This is a genomic window from Phycobacter sedimenti, from assembly GCF_038148855.1.
In the GTDB taxonomy this organism is placed as follows: domain Bacteria; phylum Pseudomonadota; class Alphaproteobacteria; order Rhodobacterales; family Rhodobacteraceae; genus Phycobacter; species Phycobacter sedimenti.
In genome coordinates this window covers 150,682-166,666 of sequence record NZ_JBBVGR010000003.1, presented here as the reverse complement: position 1 = coordinate 166,666, position 15,985 = coordinate 150,682, and the positions used below count along the sequence as shown (strand labels likewise).

Genomic DNA, 15,985 nt, shown 5'->3' with positions numbered 1-15,985 from the left:
GCATGGATGACCTGGCTTTACCTTCCGCAGGCCTGCCTGACGGAACAGGCGACGTATGCCTCTTCGGCCTCTCGCTCTGCTCCGGCGCCGGTGGCATCGACCTCGGCCTCACCATCGCTTTGCCCGGATATCGAGCTGTGGGCCATGTCGAACGGGAGACCTACGCCGCAGCCACTCTCGTGGCGCGGATGGAAGACGCGGCCCTGGATCAAGCTGTTGTATGGGACGACGTTGCCACCTTCGACGGCCACCCGTGGCGCGGCGCGGTGGACATCATCACTGCGGGCTATCCGTGCCAGCCGTTCTCCGTCGCGGGCAAGCGCAAGGGCGCGGACGATCCACGCCACCTCTGGCCGCACGTCGCCCGCATCATCGGCGAGGTCGAACCGCCCTTCGTCTTTCTCGAAAATGTCGCCCATCATCTCCGCCTCGGCTTCCCCGAAGTCGCCGCAGGACTGGTCAGCATGGGCTACAAGCTTGCGGCAGGCCTCTTTACGGCGGCGGAAGTCGGCGCACCTCACAAGCGCGAGCGTCTGTTCATCCTCGCCATCCGTGAGGGGGACGAACTGGCCGACCCCGCTCGCCTGCTCTGGGACCCGGTCGAGTGGCGGGAACCGGACGGAACTTCTGCGGCTCTGGCCGACGCCGAGGGCCAGCGCCAACGAGAACCGGCAGACGAAGCCGACGCCCTCGCAGACAGCGGGTCAGCACGGGATGAATCTCGCAACGACGGCCGCGATGTGGCCGACGCCGCAGACGGACAGCTTTCGCAGCAGGGGTGGCGACAGGCGCGACGAAAAAGGCTTGGACCGGATGGCGCGGGACTGGCCGACGCCGATGGCGACCGACGGCAACAAGCCGAGCGCGGGCAACCGCAAGACAGCCGATCTGACCCATGCCAGTCAGATGTGGATGACGCCAACGGCGCGGGATCACAAGGATGGCGCGACGACGCTGGCGAATACGCCGGTGAACGGCCTCCTTGGCCGCCAAGTCCTTGTGACACCGATGGCTGGGAGCAATACCTCCGATGTGCGCCGGACATTGAACCCGCTGTTCGTCGAGGCGCTGATGGGTTGGCCCACCGGGTGGACCGGCTTCGCCTCTGTGGCAACGGCGTGGTTCCCTTGGTTGCGGCGCATGCGCTCAGAACTCTCGCAGCTCAATTGCTGGCCGATGGATGAGGCAGCGGCATGAAGCAGTCCCGCCTCATGTCTCTGGCCGAGGCCGTTGCCAACGTGATCGTCGGTTACGGCGTCGCGGTGGTGACGCAGATCTTGATCTTCCCGATCTTCGGCCTGCACACGACGCTCGCGCAAAATCTTCAAATGGGCTTGCTGTTCACCGGCGTCAGCATAATCCGCTCGTTCGTGCTTCGGCGGCTCTTCGAGGCCATTCGGGTGGCAAAACCCGAGGGCTAGATCAGGCCGAGGTCTTTCAGGCAGCTTGCCGTGTCCATCAGCTGATGGGTCGGAACCTCGACCGTGATCGTGAAGCTGTCGGCGAAGGTTTTGCCGTAAACGCCGCCATCGTCCATCAATGCCATCTCGATCTCTTCAAGGACGACGGTGATGCGGCTGCGATCAAAGTGCTCGGGCAGGTTCCGGATGGGGAGCCGAATGCTTGTGGTTTCCATGGGGTCTACTCCGCGTGCTCGCCTTCCTTGAAGGCGCTGTCCGTGATGCGCTTCAGGAGCTCGGCGTAATAGTCGAGGTTGCCGACATGGCCCCAATGGACCTCGTCGGGGTGAGTGTTGAAATGGTCTGCGCTCAGCGCCTGTAGGCGCGCGAGCATGGTGTCGATCTCTGCCTTTTTCCCGATGAACGCGGCCAAGGCTGCGGTCTGGTTCCGGCGCGGTTCTCGGGTTCGGTTCAGGCGGGTCATGGCGGTGGCTCCTCAGGCCAATCCTTCATCCGTTTCTGAACCCAGGTTCGCTCTGATGCGGAGGCTTATCAACGATATAAGAGCATGATTTCGAATGATAATCGGAGCGCGACATGGAGGGCATGAGCGAGCGCCAATACGCGGCCCGTGTCGGCCTTTCGCGCGGTGCGGTCCAGAAAGCCAAGGCATCCGGGCGGCTGGTCCTGCATGAGGATGGCAGCATCGATGCAGTTGCTAGCGACGCGCTACGCACTCAGGCGACGGACCCGTCAAAAACGCGCAGGTCCTCGCAACCGAACCTGAAGCCCGTTTCCGAGGCGGCGGTCTCCGCCGTCGGCGAAACGCTCCGCGAACAGGGGCTGAGCGCACCGCAGGTGGGCGGTGGGACGACATTTCTGCAGGCGAAAACCGCGAACGAGGTGCTGAAGGCACAAGAACGGCGGCTCCGGCTGCAAAAGCTCAAGGGCGAGCTGATCGACCGGGCGCGCGCATTGTCGCTGGTGTTTCGGCTCGCCCGACAGGAACGCGATGTCTGGGTCAACTGGCCGGCTCGTGCGGCAGCCCTCATGGCCGCCGACCTCGGTGTAGAGCCAGCGGCCATGCAGAAGGTTTTGGAAAAACATGTCCGTGCCCAGCTCGACGATCTCGCCGAGGTCAAACCCGACCTTCGGTGATGCGCACGCCTCAAGTAGCGAAGCGGTAGGCGAACAACTCGACGATTTCGACGGTGCGGCCGAGATCTTGCGCGCCTGGGGCGCTGGCCTTACGCCAGATTCCGATCTGACCGTCTCTGAATGGGCAGACCGGCACCGGATGCTGTCGGGTCGGTCGGCGGCCGAACCCGGGCGATATCGCACCATGCGTACACCCTATATGCGCGAGATCATGGACCGGCTCAGCCCTGGCGATCCGACGCAACGCGTCGTGTTCATGAAGGCCGCACAGGTCGGGGCGACCGAAGCAGGCAATAACTGGATCGGCTTTGCGATCCATCAGGCGCCGGGTCCAATGCTGGCGGTCCAGCCGACGGTGGAACTCGCCAAGCGAAACTCGCGCCAGCGGGTTGATCCGCTGATTGAGGAAAGCCCCGAGCTCCGGGAGAAGGTCAAACCGGCCCGATCCCGCGACGCGGGCAATACCATGCTGTCCAAGGAATTCGCGGGCGGCATTCTGATCATGACGGGTGCGAACTCGGCAGTCGGGCTGCGCTCGACCCCGGCGCGCTACATCTTCCTTGATGAGGTCGACGCCTATCCGGCCTCGGCCGACGAGGAAGGCGATCCGGTCTCGCTGGCCGAGGCCCGCTCGCTGACCTTCGCGCACCGGCGCAAAATCCTGCTGGTGTCGACCCCGACAATCCGGGGGCTGAGCCGGATCGAGCGTGAGTTCGAAGCCTCTGATCAGCGGCGCTTTTTCGTGCCATGCCCGCATTGCGACGCCATGCAGTGGCTGAAGTTCGAGCGGCTCCGGTGGCAAAAGGGCCAGCCCGAGACGGCCGAATATCACTGCGAGGCCTGCGATAAGACCATTGCTGAGCACCATAAGACGGCGATGCTGGAAGCCGGTGAATGGCGTGCGACCAGCGCATCCGCCGACCCGAAAACCGTGGGGTATCATCTCTCCGCCCTCTATTCCCCTATCGGCTGGATGAGCTGGATGCAGATCGCCCGCGCCTGGGAGGCTGCACAGGGCTCAGACGAGGCAATCAAGGCGTTCCGCAACACGACGCTTGGCGAGACCTGGATCGAAACGGGTGAAGCGCCCGACTGGCAGCGTCTCTATGACCGCCGCGAAACTTGGAAACCCGGAACGGTACCGGCGGGTGGGCTCTTCCTGACGGCCGGGGCCGATGTGCAGAAAGACCGGATCGAGGTCGATATCTGGGCCTGGGGGCGCGGTCTCGAGAGCTGGCTTGTCGATCACGTTGTTATCGAGGGTGGCCCGGATCGACCCGATGCGTGGTCAGACCTGACCGCGCTTTTGGATCGCAGTTGGCCCCACGAATGCGGGGCGTATTGCAAGATCGCCCGGCTAGCCATCGACACGGGCTATGAGGCCCCGGCAGTCTATGCCTGGTCACGAAAAGTCGGCTTTGCGCAGGTGGCCCCTATAAAGGGTGTCGAAGGGTTCAACCGCTCGAGTCCCGTTTCGGGGCCGACATTTGTCGATGCGACCGAGGGCGGCAAACGACTCCGGCGTGGCGCTCGGCTCTGGACGGTGGCAGTCTCGACCTTCAAGGCCGAAACCTACCGCTTCCTGCGGCTGGATCGGCCGACGGACGAGGAGCGTGCCGAGGGGGCGGTGTTTCCACCGGGAACGATCCACCTGCCGAAATGGGTGGAAAGCGAATGGCTGAAACAGGTCGTGGCGGAACAGCTGGTGACTGTCCGCACGAAACGCGGCTTCGCGAAGCTCGAATGGCAAAAGCTGCGCGAACGCAACGAGGCGCTTGATTGCAGAGTTTACGCACGCGCTGCCGCTTGGATCCTTGGTGCCGACCGCTGGTCAAATGCACGATGGGAGGAATTGGCCGCGCAATTCTCGGTCGCTGATGCTGGTGGCGCCGCGACCGGATCAGCGTTGCAATCGACCCGCAAAGCACAAGTCCGCCGCGTCGCACGGTCAACGTATATGGGATGAGGTCGTGACATCAGTGCAGCCGCTTTGTACGGCTGCGCTCGAACGCCTCAAGCGCGGCTTTGCGCTTTTGGGCCATGGAACGGATGCTTTCGGCAATGCGGTCCGCGTCGAAATCCACGGGGTTGAAGGGGCCGCCATACCAGCGCACCAGATCTTTGCGCTGCGGATGGCGAGGTTTGGCCATGGCCTCAACGAAGTCCATGAACCCGGGAGGGCCGCCCACATCCTCAGGTGGGGCTGTGCGCTCACCATCGATAAAGATTGGATAGTCGGTGCCGGGTTTTGCGTCGAGGACCTCCTCCACAATGACGCGGTGCTGCCAGTCATCGCCAAAATCGTAGGTGTAATGCAATTCTGTAATGCCCCGGTCCACAAGGGTGCCAAGCCGCATTCCTTTGGCTTGGTAAATCTTGCGGCCCCAGACAGCGTCTTCAGGATCTGGTTCGCCATAGACGCGTTCGCCTACGGCAAACTGATAGAGGTGGTAGTTTTCCCAAGGCATGACCGCCTGAATGATCTCGTGCAGGGCGCGAAGGTTGGTCGTCAGGCTGACGTCAACGCGCCGCCAGATGCGCGGAGCGATATGTTCGAGTTCAATCCTGATACGGGCGATCTTGGTGGACATGGCGTGGCCTGAAGGTGGTTTTGCTCCGAACTTAAAAGGTGATGGCGATGGCCACAATCACAGACCTGCGCGCCCGCCGGGAAGCGCTCGCGGCACAACGGGCCTCCGGTGTGGCCCGTGTCAGCTACGACGGCAAGTCGGTGGATTATCGCTCCGTCGCGGAAATCGACCGGGCAATCGAAGCACTGGACCGCGAGATTGCGGCTGCCGAGGGGCGTCGCATGGTCCGGCAGGTCCGCATAACGACGGCTAAAGGTCTCTGATCAGATGGCATTCTTCGACATGTTCCGCCGCCCCAAGCCGAGCGGCCCTGAAGCCATGCGAGCGCGTCTCGAAGGGGCTATGGCCAAGCGCCGCTTGCGGGGCTGGAACCCGCCCTTGGAAAACATCAACGCGCTGGTTGCCTATGGCGGCCCGCGACTGCTGGCGCGTTCACGCGAGTTGGTCGTCACCAACGGCTATGCGGCGAATGCCTGCGAAGCCTTCGCCGCCAATCTCGTCGGTGACGGCATTAAACCGTCTTCGCTCATTACGGATGCGGCGCTGCGTGACCAGGTGCAAAGCCTCTGGCTTGCTTGGACAGATGAAGCGGACGCCGATGGTCTGACCGATTTCTACGGCCTGCAGGCCATGGTCGCACGCGAGATGTTTGTCGCGGGCGAATGCTTTGTGCGCCTGCGCCCACGTCGCGCTGAGGACGGGCTGCTTGTGCCGCTGCAGTTGCAGCTTCTGCAGTCAGAGATGTTGCCTTTTGAGAAAACCGAAATCGACCCGAACGGCAATCGCATCCGCTGCGGGATCGAGTTCGACCTAATCGGACGGCGGGTGGCCTATCATTTCCGTCGCCGCCATCCCGGCGACAGCACGGATCAGCGCGTTGCGGTGCCGGACACGGTGCGCGTGCCGGCCGAGGAGGTGCTGCACATCTACCGGCCGATCGATGCAGGCCAAATCCGGGGCCTGCCGCATGTTGCCCCGGCCATGGTGCGGCTGTTTCTACTCGACCAATACGACGATGCAGAACTCGACCGGAAGAAAACAGCCGCGATGTTCGCGGGCTTCATCACCAAAACGGCCCCGGAAGACCCGTTGATGGGCGAAAGCGAGGCAGATCTTGATGGGGCCGCGATCGCAAGTCTCGAGCCGGGTACCATGCAGGTGCTGCTGCCGGGTGAGGATGTAAAGTTCTCGAGCCCCGCCGATGTCGGCGGTGGCTATGAGGCGTTCCAATACCGCACGCTCTTAGCGGTCTCGGCCTCGCTGGGGCTGCCGTATCACCTCGTCACCGGCGATGTCCGGCAGGCGAACTATTCGAGCCTTCGGGCAGAGCTCGTCGAGTTCCGGCGCCGCATTGGCCAGCTGCAGCACGGGGTCATCGCCCACCAGCTATGCCGCCCGATCTGGCGGCGCTGGTTGGAAACGGCTGTGCTCTCGGGCGCACTTGACGCAGACCCTGTGACGGCTCGGCCGGTGCAATGGATCCCGCCACGGTGGGATTGGGTCGACCCGTTGAAGGATATCCAAGCGCAGGTGCTGGCAATGGAGGCGGGGCTCACCTCGCGGCGCAAGGTGGTCGAGGCGACGGGCTACGACATCGAAGAGGTCGATCGCGAGAATGCCTCTGACGCGAAACGCGCAGCAGACTTGGGCCTGACCTATCGCGCTAGCCCCGGTGAAACGCAGGGGGCAAGGGCAACGCCCGTCCAAGAGCCCAACCCGAATTCTAGTGACGGACCGTCCGACAGTAACCCGGGCGCCGACCTACAACAGGAGTAATCCCATGAAATCCTGGTACACGATCCGTGCCCGCACCTCGGGCACGGAAGTGCTGATCTATGACGAAATCGGCGCCTATGGCGTCACAGCAAAGGGGTTCCTCGCGGAACTCGGTGCGCTGCCCGACGATGCGGCGATTGATCTGCGTCTCAACAGCCCCGGCGGCTCGGTCTTTGACGCGGTCGCCATTTACAACGCGTTGAAGCGGCACCCGGGCGAGATCACCGTCTGGATCGATGGCATCGCGGCCTCGGCGGCGAGCTATATCGCCATGGCAGGCGACAGCATCGTCATGCCCGAAAACGCTTTCCTGATGATCCACGACCCCTCGGGGTTGGTCATGGGCACGGCCGAGGATATGCGGTCCACGGCCGAGGCACTCGACAAGGTCAAAAGCAGCCTCATTCAGGGCTATGCCACGAAATCGGGCAAGCCGGATGAGGAAATCGCCACCCTGATGGCGGCTGAGACCTGGCTTGATGCCAAGGACGCGCTGGAGCTCGGCTTCATCGACCGTATCGCCGAGCCTGTGAAACTTGTTGCGTCCTTCGATGTGGCGCGCTTCCGCAACGCGCCGCCGGAAGTGGTCGAGGCAGCAAGTGAGGGAGGCGAGCCTGCAGCCCCTGAGCCCCAGTTCGAGGGTATTGCAGAGGCCAACTCCCTACCTGACCCCGAACATCCAGCTGCGGAAGCGCCAACCATGGCCGCGAGTGAGCTCACAATGGCTGACACCGCATCCGTTCGCGCCGAGGCCATCGCACATGCGCGGGCCGTGATCGATCTCTGCAGGCTCGCGGGCCAGCCGCAGATGGCAGGCCGGTTCCTCGAAGAAGACGTGGGTCTCGACGAGGTCAGAATTCGCCTTCTCGCGGCCAAGGCCGAAGCCACCCCCGACATCACCGCCGTCCATGCCCAACCCGGGCGTGCGGCCACCACCCAATCCTGGGGCGATGTGATCGCCCGCACCTTCAAGACGAAAGGATAAGCGTCCATGACCACGCTCACAGAAGGCAAACACGCGGGCGGCTTCCTCGTCTGGGAAGTGCTCCGCGACTACACCCGAGAAACCGTCACCATCGCTTCCGGGGCTGGAAAGCTCGAACCCGGCACCGTGCTGGGCAAGATCACCACCGGCGGTAAATACACTGGCCTTGCACCGGCGGCTACGAACGGCAGCCAGAACGTCGCCGGCATTCTCTGGGCCGGTGTCGATGCCACGGCGGCCGATGCACCGGGCGTTGTCGTCCTGCGCGGCCCCGCGCTTGTGAACCAGCATGAGATCGTTTGGCCCGACGGCGCAACCGAGGCGCAGATCACCGCCGCCACAACGGCTTTGGCCGCGCTCGGCATCATCCTGCGCTGAGCTCCGGCGCGCATCCGTTTCATCGAAATTCAGGAGGTTGGCGCAATGGCCACCATGGACATCTTCGAGGGCGACGCCTTCAGCATCATCGAGCTCACCCGGGCTCTGGAAAACATCCCCTTCAAACCGGCGATCCTGTCGGGCTCTGGCCTTTTTGGGTCGCGCGGCGTGCGCCAGCGCACCGTGATGATCGAAAGCCGCGATGGCACACTGTCGCTGATCCCGTTCTCGGAACGTGGCTCGGCCTATGAACAACAGGTGCCCGAACGGCGCGACATGCGCGCCTTCGTATGCCGACAGTTCAAGAAGCAGGATGTTCTCTGGGCCTCGGAAATCCAGGGTGTCCGGGACTTCGGCTCGGAGACAGCAGTCCAGCAGCTACAGTCCGAAGTGGCCGTCAAGATGAGGCGGCTGCGCAACGACGCGGAAGCGACCTTCGAGTTCCACCTCTTCAACGGCATTCAGGGCGTGGTGAAGGACCCCAAGGACGGCGCCACGGTGATCAATTACTATACAGAGTTCGGCATCACCCCGGCGGCCGAGGTCGACTTCGATCTCGACAACCAGTCGCCTGCATCTGGCGCCCTGCGCAAACGCTGCCAAGCGTTGATCGAAAGCGTGGAAGACAGCCTCGGCGGGCTGGCTGCCGGTCAGGTCCAGCTCCGCGCAGAATGCGGCTCGGCCTTCTTTGCCGATCTTGTTGCGCACAAGGAGGTGCGCGAGACCTATCTCAACACCGCAGCCGCAGCCGATTTGCGAGGCCGCGTCGGCGAAGAGGTCAGCTTTGGCGGCATCACCTTCCGCCGCTATCGCGGGGGCCTCGGCTTCGGCGTGCCTACGGACAAGGCGTATTTTTACCCCGAGGGGGTCGAGGGGCTGTTCGAGATTTACTACGCACCAGCCGACACGTTCGAGACGGTGAACACGCTCGGCCTGCCGCTCTATGCCCGCATGATCCCCGACCGCGACCGAGACGAATGGGTGCGCCTTGAGATCGAAAGCAACCCGCTGCCGATCTGCACCCGGCCTCAGGTGCTGCGCTCAGCCAAACGGACCTGATGAGCGCCTTCGCCGATGCCCTTGGGGTGCTCTTCCTCGATGCCAATCTCTCGGTCGAGATCTGGCATAGGGACAGCGAGGGGCAGTTCACCCGTGCCCGGGGCATCTTGCGCCGTCCTGACGAGATCACCGAGTTCGGATCGGCCCGGCTGCTTTCTGACACTACCCGGATCGACGTTCGGGTGGTGGATATCCCAAATCCCCGCCCACAGGAGCAGGTCCTGATCGGGGAGGAGACCTTCCTGATCCATGGCGAACCGCGGCGTGACCGCGAGCGGCTGGTCTGGACGATAGAACTGACCCCCGCATGAAACTTGGCCTCGATATTACACCCGACCTCGTCGCCGTGATGGCGGCTGAAATCAAGGCCGGCGAAAAGGCTGTCAGCGCCGCGATGCGCGAATCTGGCACTGACCTGAAATCCGCCTGGCGCGGGCAGATCACCCAAGCGGGGCTTGGCCGTCGCCTCGCGAATTCGATCCGGAGCCAGACCTATCCAAAGGCTGGTGAAAGCCTCAAAGCGGCTGCGCTGGTTTGGTCGAAGGCCCCGGTCATCGTCGGCGCGCACGACACGGGCCCTTTGATCCGCTCGAAGGACGGGTTTTGGCTCGCGATCCCCACAGCGGCGGCAGGCAAAGGTCTGAAAGGTGGGCGCATCACGCCTGGGGAATGGGAACGGCGGCGGGGGCTACGGTTGCGGTTTGTCTATCGGCGCCGGGGACCGAGCCTCTTGGTGGCCGACGGGCGGTTGAACAGCCGCGGACTGGGCGTTGCGTCTCGCTCAAAGACCGGGCGCGGTAAGGCGACAGTACCGATCTTCCTACTGGTGCCACAGGTGAAGCTCGCGAAACGGTTGGATCTGGCACGGGATGCAGAGCGCGCGCAGGCGGCCGTGCCGGGGCTGATCGTGGCGAACTGGGTGGGGGGAGATTATGACTGAAACTTCAGATGGTTGCAAAACAGTCACTGGTCAGTGAACCAATGCTTCCGAGGCATTTCTTAGAAGGCGGCCCAAAATGATTGCCCGAGAATCCCCGTTGTTTGGACGGGCTTTAAGATAGTGACCCGCTTGTTGGATAAGATTGACGTTCCGCTTGAGTCCCGTCGGATGGAGAGCTCCAGCGTTGAAAACGACATTTAACCTGTCGAGAGAGGACTTACTCCGATGTGCGAGATTGTTTCTAGCAGCAATCGCCGCATTAATAACTGCTCGCTGTTGGGCGCTTAGGTTTGTAAATTTCTGCGCATGCGCCGAAGCGAGCCACTGGTTTGCTCGATCTTCGATTGATGCAAAGTCTGGAAACGACGTGTTGCGGCCTTCCGGATCGAGAATTTCCTTTAGATCGGATTTTGTAAGGTGGTCTCTTTGCTTGAAATCACCGAACTTATTGAATGCAGCTTCTGCTTTGGGCACCGTCTGTAAACAAGCTCGGAGGCTATTCTCAAGGTGCTGCATCACCTTCGAGCAGTCTCTATTAGCATAGGCGAAAACCAAATCGTTCACATACCCCTCGAACATCACGCCGATGGTCAGGATGTAGTTTTCGGTTGCAATCTTCCTGTCGTCGGCACCCTTGAGCGTGTTCCACGAGCTCTGATAATACGCGAATTGCTCGTCAAGCTGAGCAGCAAAATCGTTCCAAACGCCATCTGGACTGATCTTTCGCATGTGATTCCGCCTCCCGCAGCTTCAGCAATTGGCAAGTTAATCGGAACCAACCCGTTTCGCCATATACAGAAAGAGTTGGCTGAAGATGCCCACCTCACGGGAATCCATCCTCGCCGCGCTGCACGCGCGGCTCTCGGCGCTGGCCGCCACCGCCCTTCGCGGTGACGTGCTGCCCGAGCGCGTCCCGTCCACAGGCCTGCTGATCCTGCGCGACGGCGAGCCGGGGGAGCCCGAGGTGACGCTCTCGCCCCTGCGCTACCATTACCAGCATCGCGCCGAAATCGAGGCGGTCGTGCAGGGCGCCGACCGTGATGCCGCTTTCGATACGCTGTGCACCAGCATCGGCACGGCGCTCGCCGCCGACCGGACGCTGGGCGGGCTCTGTGACTGGGTCGAGGCCGAAGCCCCACAGCCTGTCGACCTGCCTGTCGAGGGCGCGGCGAGCCTGAAGGCGGCCGTGATCAGGGTGTCCCTGTTCTACGCCACAAGCGATCCGCTTGGATAAGCGCCAAGTGACCGTTCCCCGGCTAAGTGCGCTGCGCGTTGGGATTGTCCCCGAGGAGTAGAAGCAAAAGGCAGGCCAGGATTGGCGAGAATAGCAGGCTCAGAACGACCCAGCCAAAGGCACTACGGCCACGCTTCGTGGCCATTCCTGCAGGAAGCAGGATGTAGATCCAAAGAACGATATAAAGGGCCGCCAGCCCGATGATGATGGTGAAAATTGTTTCAAACATGGCAGCCCCTCAAATGCGCGCGTGATCCGCAACCCGAGGAAAACGCGGGTTCTGTGATGTCACGCGACGCCTCTAGCATTGTTTCCGGGACAGGAGAACACCATGGCACGAGCCCAAGGGGCGCGAGCGCAAATGGCGCTTGCTTTTGAGACGACCTATGGCACGCCGCCTGTGAGCGGCTTCACCAAGATGCCCTTTGCCAGCACGACGCTGGGGGCTGAGCAACCGCTGCAAACCTCGGAACTTCTGGGCTATGGCCGGGATCCGCAGGCGCCGATCAAAGATGCAGTGACGGCGGATGGCGATGTGGTCGTGCCGCTGGATGCCGAGGCGTTTGGCTTCTGGCTGACGGCCGCTTTTGGCACCCCGACAACCACCGGCGCGGGACCCTACACCCACGAATTCCGGTCCGGAAACTGGGCGCTGCCGTCGTTCTCGGTCGAGACCGGGATGCCGGAGGTGCCACGCTTCGCCATGTATTCCGGCTGCATGGTGGACAGCCTCAACTGGCAGATGGCGCGCTCCGGGTTGCTCACCGCAACTGCCAGCATCGTGGCGCAGGGTGAAGCGATCGCCACGAGCACGGCGGTAGGCACGCCCGCCAATATCGCGCTAAAACGCTTTGGCCATTTCAACGGGGCCATTACGCGAAACGGGGTCAACATAGGTAACGTTGTCTCCGCCGACCTTACCTATGCCAACAATCTCGACCGCATTGAAACGATCCGGGCCGATGGCAAGATCGACGGCGCGGACCCATCGATTGCGGCTCTGACCGGCAATGTCGTCGTCCGTTTCGCCGATCAGACGCTGGTTACCCAAGCGATCAACGGCGAGGCCTGCGAGCTCGAGTTCTCCTACACGCTGCCCACCGGCGAGACCCTGACCCTGACGGCCCATGCCGTTTATCTTCCGCGCCCCCGGATCGAGATTTCCGGCCCGCAAGGCGTGCAGGCGACCTTCGACTGGCAGGCCGCCAGCGATCCCGACGCGGGCCGGATGTGTACCGTCACGCTCATCAATGACCGGGAGGATTACTGACCATGCTGCGACTGAACCTCTCAACTGAGCCCCGCTGGCTCGATCTCTGTCACGGTGTCCGCCTGCTGGTGGAGCCGCTGACCACGGCCATTATGTTGGCCGCACGGAGCGATCCGGCAATTGTCGCCGCGGCGGTAGATGCTGAAAGCGATGCGGCCCATTCCAACGACGATCTCGCGCGCATTGTCGCCAAAGCCGTCGCCCGGATCGTCGTGAAAGATTGGGACGGCGTCGGTGATGAGGACGGAAAACCGCTGGCCCTGACGCCCCAAGGCATCGACGCTCTGCTGGAACTCTGGCCAATCTTCGAGGCCTTTCAGACTAAGTACATCGCCGGCGCGCTCATTCTGGATGCGGAAAAAAACGCCTGACCGCTCTCGCCGACTGGGAGTTTGGCGGGGGCGGTGACTATTGCGCCGCATGCCCCTCTGCGTGTGTGGAATGCCCGCGCAGTCTTCACGCGCCGCGCAGTTTTGAGGGCTGGCAGGTCTGGGATCTGGTCCAGCGCCTCGGCGGACAGGTTCGGGTGGCCGGCGGGATGAGTGGCAGCGCTGTCCTCGGCTGGGATATCGGCGTCGCCCTGCAACTCGGTGCGGCCCTCGGTCTCTCGCCCCTCATCCTCGCGGAACTCCTGCCGCCCATCGAGGCGGTGATGGTGCGCAAGATCAATGAACACCTTCAGGCCGGATCAGGCCTGACCTGACCTCGTTTCCAACTGGAACGAGGTGTCATCTAATGAGGACGTCTTTCCATGGCAGAAAAGCGCGTTTCCGTCCGGCTTTCCGCGACGGGAGGCCGACAAGTGCGTGCTGAGCTGGAAGGTGTCGGAGAGGCCGGATCTCGTGGCTTCGGGCGTCTCAGCCGTGAAATGGAACTCGCAAACGCCCGTATGGCCGCCTTCGCGCGCAGGGCCAGGATCGCCGCGACCGCTGCCGCAACTGCTTTGGCCGGTGCCGTTGTCGCGATGACCCGCTCAACCGTCGCAGCGGCTAACGAAATCGGCCAACTATCCCAGGTCGCCAATGCCAATCCAGAGCTGTTCCAGCGCTGGTCGGCGGCATCGGCCACCGTGGGGATCGAGCAAGAGAAGCTGGCCGACATCCTGAAGGACGTGAACGACCGCGTAGGTGATTTCCTGCAAACCGGCGGCGGTCCGATGGCGGATTTCTTCGAGAACATCGCGCCAAGAGTGGGGGTGACGGCGGACCAGTTCGCCCGGCTTTCAGGCCCCGAAGCGCTGCAACTCTATGTCGACAGCCTCGAGCGCGCGGGCGCCAGCCAGCAGGAGATGACCTTCTATCTCGAGGCCATGGCCTCGGATGCGACGCGGCTGATCCCGCTGCTGCAAAACGGCGGGGCAGAGATGACGCGGCTTGGCGCGCAGGCGCAGGCGCTTGGCGCGGTGCTCGACGCTGATGCCATCGCAGCCATGCGCCGGTCGGAACTCGCGCTGGTCAGCATCGGCCAGGTGTTTACTGGCGTGCGCAACCGGATCGCTGTCGCATTGGCGCCCATGTTGGAGACCGCGGCGAACGCCTTTGTTGCGTTGGCGTCTTCCACAAGCCCGATCAGCCAGGCTTTTGACGCGGTCCTGGCCAACCTTGATCGACTGGCCATCTACGCCGGGACTTTTGCAACTTTCCTCGCCGGACGTTGGGTGGCCGCCATGGCCGCCGCGGCGCTCTCTGTCCGAGGCCTCGCCACCACGCTTGTCGTGCTGAAAGGCGCGCTGATCCGGACCGGCATCGGTGCGCTGATCGTGGGCGCAGGCGAACTGGTCTACTGGTTCACCCGGCTGGCGTCTGGCGCAGGCGGCTTCGGTGAGGCCATGCGGCTTTTGAAAGATGTCGCTGTCGAGGTCTGGGAACGGATCAAAATGGGGGCCAACGCGGCCGGGTCGCGTGCCACAGCCACGTTTTATGATCTCAAAGCCGATGCGGCGACCGGCATGGCTGGAGCCATCGAGAGTGTGGTCGCCTTTGGCAACACCACCGCCAACACCTTCGAGGGCGCACTTCTCGCCGTGCGCGAGATCTGGTCGCGCCTTCCGGATGTGATCGGGGATCTGGTCTTCTCGGCGGCCAACCGCATGCTCGACGGGATCGAGGCCATGCTGAACGGGGCGATCCGCCGGATCGACGCGTTTACGGGAAACATCCGCGATGCGCTGGCGGCTGTCGGCATTGAGACCACATTCGGTCAGATCGGCGAAATCAGCCTCGGCGACATTCAGAACCCTTTCGCCGGGGCCTCCGCAGATGCCGGAACGGCTGCGGCAGAGGCATTTCGGCGCGCCTTCGAGGATAACCCACTCACTGTTCCCGACCTTGGGCTTGATAGCATTGCCGCCGAGGCATTGGCCACCGCGAACACCTATAGGCAGGCGGCGACGGATCTCGCCAACGGTGCAACCGCCTCACTCACCTCCTGGGGCGCACTTCGCGATGCCGTTGCCGGCACGGGTGAAGAAGGTGCAGCGGCGCTGGATGAGGCCACGGCCTCCGCAGATCGGCTGTCGGATGCTATGGGCCGAGCTGCTGGTACGGCCGGGACCGCTGGCGAACAGATCGCTACCGGTTGGCGCGCAGTCTCAGAATCTCTTCAGGCTTATGCCACAGAGGCTTTGAACTGGGGCAAAGGCCTCGGCGAAAGCCTGACTGGAGCCTTCAGTGGCGCAGAAAGCGCGTTTCGGAGTTTTGTCGAAACCGGCAAATTCGACTTCAAGGGCCTCGTGCGCTCGATCCTGGCGGACCTCGCGGTTCTGTCCTTCAAGCGCGCGGTGCTGGGGCCCATCGCCTCGGCGCTCTCCGGCATCTTTGGCGGCGGTTCCGTCGCGGCGGCCGTCTCGCATGCGGGCGGTATCGTTGGACTGTCCGGACATAGCCGCTCTGTACCTGCGGTGGCCTTTGCAGCGGCTCCACGGATGCATTCCGGCGGTTGGGCCGGTCTGCGCCCTGACGAAGTTCCGACAATCCTGCAGCGCGGGGAACGGGTGCTAAACCGGCGCGAAGCGGCTGACTATGGCCGGGGCGGCAGCATTGGCTCAGGCGTGACCGTCAACATCGACGCGCGTGGGGCGCAGATGGGGGTTGCCGAGCAGATCGACGCGCGCCTTCGCGCGGCCATCCCGGAAATCGCCCGCATCGCCAAAGAAAGCGTGGCCGATGGGCGGCGCCGGGGTCAGGTGATCTGAG

21 protein-coding genes are annotated in these 15,985 nt (G+C 63.1%); 16 read left to right on the top strand and 5 right to left on the bottom strand.

Features of this window, described 5'->3' with window-relative positions; all coding sequences use genetic code 11:
* Window positions 1-2: 2 nt before the first annotated feature.
* Both AADA15_RS06455 and AADA15_RS06450 read left to right on the top strand, forming a co-directional pair.
* Complete coding sequence (locus tag AADA15_RS06455; RefSeq protein ID WP_341640728.1) at window positions 3-1,184, top strand: DNA cytosine methyltransferase; 1,182 nt, start codon at window positions 3-5, stop codon at window positions 1,182-1,184.
* A gap of 9 nt (window positions 1,185-1,193) precedes the next feature.
* Complete coding sequence (locus AADA15_RS06450) at window positions 1,194-1,421, top strand: DUF7220 family protein (RefSeq protein WP_341640727.1); 228 nt, start codon at window positions 1,194-1,196, stop codon at window positions 1,419-1,421.
* On the opposite strand, the gene AADA15_RS06445 is transcribed toward AADA15_RS06450, so the two are convergent.
* Window positions 1,418-1,636 carry a hypothetical protein gene (locus AADA15_RS06445; protein ID WP_105234576.1) on the bottom strand — a complete coding sequence of 73 codons (219 nt, stop codon included), beginning with the start codon at window positions 1,634-1,636 and terminating at the stop codon, window positions 1,418-1,420. The genes AADA15_RS06450 and AADA15_RS06445 overlap by 4 nt on opposite strands.
* Before the next feature lie 5 nt (window positions 1,637-1,641).
* On the bottom strand, window positions 1,642-1,884 hold the full coding sequence (locus tag AADA15_RS06440) for a hypothetical protein (RefSeq protein ID WP_341640726.1): 243 nt from the start codon (window positions 1,882-1,884) through the stop codon (window positions 1,642-1,644).
* 113 nt (window positions 1,885-1,997) lie between these two features.
* Between AADA15_RS06440 and AADA15_RS06435 the strand changes: the two genes are divergently transcribed.
* A complete protein-coding gene (locus AADA15_RS06435) occupies window positions 1,998-2,558 on the top strand; it encodes a hypothetical protein (RefSeq protein WP_341640725.1) in 561 nt (186 codons plus the stop codon).
* On the top strand, window positions 2,506-4,524 hold the full coding sequence (locus AADA15_RS06430; protein ID WP_341640724.1) for a phage terminase large subunit family protein: 2,019 nt from the start codon (window positions 2,506-2,508) through the stop codon (window positions 4,522-4,524). Before AADA15_RS06435 ends, AADA15_RS06430 begins: the two co-directional genes overlap by 53 nt.
* Before the next feature lie 10 nt (window positions 4,525-4,534).
* On the opposite strand, the gene AADA15_RS06425 is transcribed toward AADA15_RS06430, so the two are convergent.
* Entirely contained in the window at window positions 4,535-5,149 is a 615-nt protein-coding gene (locus tag AADA15_RS06425; RefSeq protein ID WP_341640723.1) for a plasmid pRiA4b ORF-3 family protein, read from the bottom strand.
* A gap of 47 nt (window positions 5,150-5,196) precedes the next feature.
* On the opposite strand from AADA15_RS06425, the gene AADA15_RS06420 reads away from it, so the two are divergent.
* The 7 genes from AADA15_RS06420 to AADA15_RS06390 are packed head-to-tail and all read left to right on the top strand — an operon-like array spanning window position 5,197 to window position 10,287.
* On the top strand, window positions 5,197-5,412 hold the full coding sequence (locus tag AADA15_RS06420) for a phage head-tail joining protein (protein ID WP_341640722.1): 216 nt from the start codon (window positions 5,197-5,199) through the stop codon (window positions 5,410-5,412).
* A 4-nt stretch (window positions 5,413-5,416) separates the two neighbouring features.
* Window positions 5,417-6,925, top strand: a complete 1,509-nt coding sequence (locus tag AADA15_RS06415) for a phage portal protein (protein ID WP_341640721.1) — start codon at window positions 5,417-5,419, stop codon at window positions 6,923-6,925.
* 4 nt (window positions 6,926-6,929) lie between these two features.
* Entirely contained in the window at window positions 6,930-7,910 is a 981-nt protein-coding gene (locus AADA15_RS06410; RefSeq protein ID WP_341640720.1) for a head maturation protease, ClpP-related, read from the top strand.
* Window positions 7,911-7,916: 6 nt separating this feature from the next.
* A complete protein-coding gene (locus tag AADA15_RS06405) occupies window positions 7,917-8,288 on the top strand; it encodes a head decoration protein (RefSeq protein WP_341640719.1) in 372 nt (123 codons plus the stop codon).
* Between the two features lie 45 nt (window positions 8,289-8,333).
* Window positions 8,334-9,347, top strand: coding sequence for a major capsid protein (locus AADA15_RS06400; protein ID WP_341640718.1), 1,014 nt, complete (start codon window positions 8,334-8,336; stop codon window positions 9,345-9,347).
* A complete protein-coding gene (locus tag AADA15_RS06395; protein ID WP_341640717.1) occupies window positions 9,347-9,658 on the top strand; it encodes a head-tail joining protein in 312 nt (103 codons plus the stop codon). Before AADA15_RS06400 ends, AADA15_RS06395 begins: the two co-directional genes overlap by 1 nt.
* Window positions 9,655-10,287, top strand: a complete 633-nt coding sequence (locus tag AADA15_RS06390; protein ID WP_341640716.1) for a DUF6441 family protein — start codon at window positions 9,655-9,657, stop codon at window positions 10,285-10,287. The genes AADA15_RS06395 and AADA15_RS06390 overlap by 4 nt, the downstream gene beginning before the upstream one ends.
* A 30-nt stretch (window positions 10,288-10,317) precedes the next feature.
* On the opposite strand, the gene AADA15_RS06385 is transcribed toward AADA15_RS06390, so the two are convergent.
* Window positions 10,318-11,016: a hypothetical protein gene (locus tag AADA15_RS06385; protein ID WP_341640715.1), complete on the bottom strand. Its 699-nt coding sequence runs from the start codon at window positions 11,014-11,016 to the stop codon at window positions 10,318-10,320.
* A gap of 85 nt (window positions 11,017-11,101) precedes the next feature.
* On the opposite strand from AADA15_RS06385, the gene AADA15_RS06380 reads away from it, so the two are divergent.
* Window positions 11,102-11,521, top strand: a complete 420-nt coding sequence (locus tag AADA15_RS06380; protein ID WP_341640714.1) for an acyl-CoA transferase — start codon at window positions 11,102-11,104, stop codon at window positions 11,519-11,521.
* Window positions 11,522-11,543: 22 nt separating this feature from the next.
* Here AADA15_RS06380 and AADA15_RS06375 read toward each other — a convergent pair whose 3' ends face one another.
* Window positions 11,544-11,750, bottom strand: a complete 207-nt coding sequence (locus AADA15_RS06375; RefSeq protein ID WP_341640713.1) for a hypothetical protein — start codon at window positions 11,748-11,750, stop codon at window positions 11,544-11,546.
* 102 nt (window positions 11,751-11,852) lie between these two features.
* Between AADA15_RS06375 and AADA15_RS06370 the strand changes: the two genes are divergently transcribed.
* The 4 genes from AADA15_RS06370 to AADA15_RS06355 all read left to right on the top strand — a co-directional run bounded on the left by AADA15_RS06370 (window position 11,853) and on the right by AADA15_RS06355 (window position 15,984).
* A complete protein-coding gene (locus AADA15_RS06370) occupies window positions 11,853-12,791 on the top strand; it encodes a phage tail tube protein (protein ID WP_341640712.1) in 939 nt (312 codons plus the stop codon).
* Between the two features lie 2 nt (window positions 12,792-12,793).
* Window positions 12,794-13,162 (top strand): phage-derived protein YdaY family protein, encoded by a 369-nt coding sequence (locus AADA15_RS06365; protein ID WP_341640711.1) that lies wholly within the window; start codon window positions 12,794-12,796, stop codon window positions 13,160-13,162.
* 167 nt (window positions 13,163-13,329) lie between these two features.
* The gene (locus AADA15_RS06360; RefSeq protein WP_341640710.1) at window positions 13,330-13,494 is read left to right on the top strand and encodes a DUF7697 family protein; all 165 of its coding nucleotides are present in this window, start codon (window positions 13,330-13,332) and stop codon (window positions 13,492-13,494) included.
* Between the two features lie 48 nt (window positions 13,495-13,542).
* Complete coding sequence (locus AADA15_RS06355) at window positions 13,543-15,984, top strand: phage tail tape measure C-terminal domain-containing protein (protein ID WP_341640709.1); 2,442 nt, start codon at window positions 13,543-13,545, stop codon at window positions 15,982-15,984.
* Window position 15,985 lies beyond the last annotated feature (1 nt).